Source organism: Streptomyces sp. McG3 (assembly GCF_018619185.1).
Lineage (GTDB): Bacteria > Actinomycetota > Actinomycetes > Streptomycetales > Streptomycetaceae > Streptomyces.
Genome location: NZ_JAAXYC010000527.1, coordinates 1 through 2,672 on the forward strand (window position 1 = coordinate 1; position 2,672 = coordinate 2,672).

The 2,672-nt window shown below is 73.9% G+C and carries 3 protein-coding genes; all 3 read left to right on the top strand.

Annotated elements, in window-relative coordinates; all coding sequences use genetic code 11:
* Positions 1–196 precede the first annotated feature (196 nt).
* Positions 197–931 (top strand): PIG-L deacetylase family protein, encoded by a 735-nt coding sequence (locus HET64_RS38080; protein ID WP_215111794.1) that lies wholly within the window; start codon positions 197–199, stop codon positions 929–931.
* A 40-nt stretch (positions 932–971) separates the two neighbouring features.
* The gene (locus tag HET64_RS38085) at positions 972–1,571 is read left to right on the top strand and encodes a helix-turn-helix domain-containing protein (RefSeq protein WP_215111795.1); all 600 of its coding nucleotides are present in this window, start codon (positions 972–974) and stop codon (positions 1,569–1,571) included.
* 103 nt (positions 1,572–1,674) lie between these two features.
* Complete coding sequence (locus HET64_RS38090) at positions 1,675–2,640, top strand: NADPH:quinone oxidoreductase family protein (protein WP_215111796.1); 966 nt, start codon at positions 1,675–1,677, stop codon at positions 2,638–2,640.
* The last annotated feature ends 32 nt before the right edge of the window (positions 2,641–2,672 follow it).

Consider the following 2,672-nt stretch of genomic DNA (forward strand, 5'->3'; position numbering starts at 1 on the left):
GGGGAGAGGGATGCGGGGCTGGGCACGAGCGGGTTCCTTTCGTTCGCCGGAGCGGCGGGTGAGGGGCGCCCCTCACCCTGCCCGGACGGGCCGGGCGGCCGTGTTCGCGGTGACCGTCACCGGACCCCAGCCTCGCACGCCCGGTGCCGGAGCCGGGAAGCCTGCCGTGCCGGCGGTCCGTGGGTAGCCTGCCGGTATGACGTCGCAGCGACTCGAACCCATGCCCGTCGACTGGCAGCGCGCCCTGGCCGTGGTCGCCCACCCCGACGACCTGGAGTACGGAGCGGCCGCCGCCGTGGCGGAGTGGACCGACGGCGGCCGTGAGGTCGTCTACCTCCTCGCCAGCCGCGGCGAGGCCGGGATCGACACGCTGTCGCCCGAGGAATGCGCGCCGGTGCGCGAGCGGGAGCAGCGGGCGAGCGCCGCCGTCGTCGGCGTGCGGACCGTGGAATTCCTGGACCACCGCGACGGCGTGATCGAGTACGGCATCGGCCTGCGCCGCGACATCGCCGCGGCCATCCGCCGGCACCGCCCCGAGCTGGTGGTCACCCTCAACCACCGGGACACCTGGGGCGGGGTCGCCTGGAACACCCCCGACCACCGCGCGGTCGGGCGCGCCGCACTGGACGCCGTCGCCGACGCGGGCAACCGCTGGATCTTTCCGGAACTCGGCGAGCGGGGACTCGATCCGTGGGACGGGGTGCGCTGGACCGCCGTGGCGGGCAGCGACCGGCCTACCCACGCGGTCGACGCGACCGCGGGTCTCGAACGCTCGGTCCGGTCGCTGCTGGAGCACCGCACGTACATCGAGGCGCTGACCCGGGAGGACCCGGAGCGCTACTGCCGGACCTTCCTGGAGGGCATGGCGAAGGACGCGGCCGAGCGGTTCGGCGGCCGGCCCGCGGTCACCTTCGAGGTCTTCGCGCACTGACCGTATTGACAAACCGGCTTGCCGATTCTGCAATGTCCGCATGAAGGAACACGACCGGGACGACCCGGAACTGGAGTCCGTTCTCTCCGGCGTCGGCCCCCGCCTGCGCCGGCTGCGCAAGGACCGCGGGGTCACCCTCGCCGCGCTCTCGGCCGCCACCGGCATATCCGTCTCCACACTCTCCCGGCTGGAGTCCGGCGGCCGTCGCCCCAGCCTCGAACTGATGCTGCCGATCGCCCGCGCCCACGAGGTGCCGCTCGACGATCTCATCGGCGCCGCTCCGGTCGGCGATCCCCGGGTGCGGGCCAAGCCGATCGTGCAGCACGGCCGGACCATGCTGCCGCTGACCGCCCGGCCGGGCGGCCTCCAGGCGTACAAGTTGATCCAGGAGCCCGGCAGCGGCGGCCCGCCGGAGCAGCGCACGCACGAGGGGTACGAGTGGCTGTTCGTGCTCTCCGGGAAGCTGCGGCTGCTGCTGGCCGAACACGATCTGGTGCTGGGGCCGGGGGAGGCCGCCGAGTTCGACACCCGGCTGCCGCACTGGTTCGGCCCCGCCGAGGACGAGACGGTGGAGTTCCTCAGCCTGTTCGGTCCGCAGGGCGAGCGCATGCATGTGAGGGCGAAGCCGAAGCGGGGCTGAGGGGCCCTGCCGTCGGCCGTGCGGGGGTGTTCCCAGATCGGCAAGCGACTGCTTAGTATGCGCCGGAGCAGTGGTAATGCCGACAGTGTTGTGGAGGCCCCTCATGCAGGCATGGCGAGTGCACCGGAACGGCGAGCCGGGCGAGGTGATGCGGCTGGAGGAGACGGACCGGCCCACGCCCGGCGACGGGCAGGTGCTCGTCGAGGTCCGCGCGGCGAACGTCAACTTCCCCGACGCCCTGCTCTGCCGGGGCCAGTACCAGGTGCGGCCGCCGCTGCCGTTCACCCCGGGCGTCGAGGTGTGCGGCACCACCGAGGACGGGCGCCGCGTCCTCGCCACCCCCGCCCTGCCCCACGGCGGCTTCGCCGACTACGTCGTCGCGGACGAGGCGGCCCTGCTGCCCGCCCCCGACGCGCTGGACGACGCCGAAGCGGCCGCCCTGCACATCGGCTACCAGACCGGCTGGTTCGGCCTGCACCGCCGCGCCCGCCTCCAGCCCGGTGAGACCCTCCTCGTCCACGCGGCGGCCGGGGGCGTCGGCAGCGCCGCCGTCCAGCTCGGCAGGGCGGCGGGCGCGAAGGTCATCGGCGTCGTCGGCGGCCCGGAGAAGGCGGCCGTCGCCCGCGAGCTCGGCTGCGACCTGGTCATCGACCGGCGGAGCGAGGACATCGTCGCCGCCGTGAAGGAGGCCACCGGCGGGCGCGGCGCGGACGTCGTCTACGACCCGGTCGGCGGCGACGCGTACGCCAAGTCCGCCAAGTGCGTCGCGTTCGAGGGTCGCATCCTCGTCGTCGGCTTCGCCAGCGGCGTCATCCCCACCCCGGGCCTCAACCACGCCCTGGTGAAGAACTACTCCGTCGTCGGATTGCACTGGGGCCTGTACAACACCAAGGACCCGGCCGCCGTCCGCGCCTGCCACGACGAACTGACCAAGCTCGCCGAACAGGGCATCGTCAAACCCCTCGTCAGCGAGCGCGTCGCGATGTCCGGAGCGGCCGACGCCGTCCAGCGCGTCGCCGACGGCACCAGCACCGGCCGCATCGTCGTCCTGCCCGGAGGCGCCCGATGAGCCCCACGGCCGACGCCGCCGAGGTCCGCCGC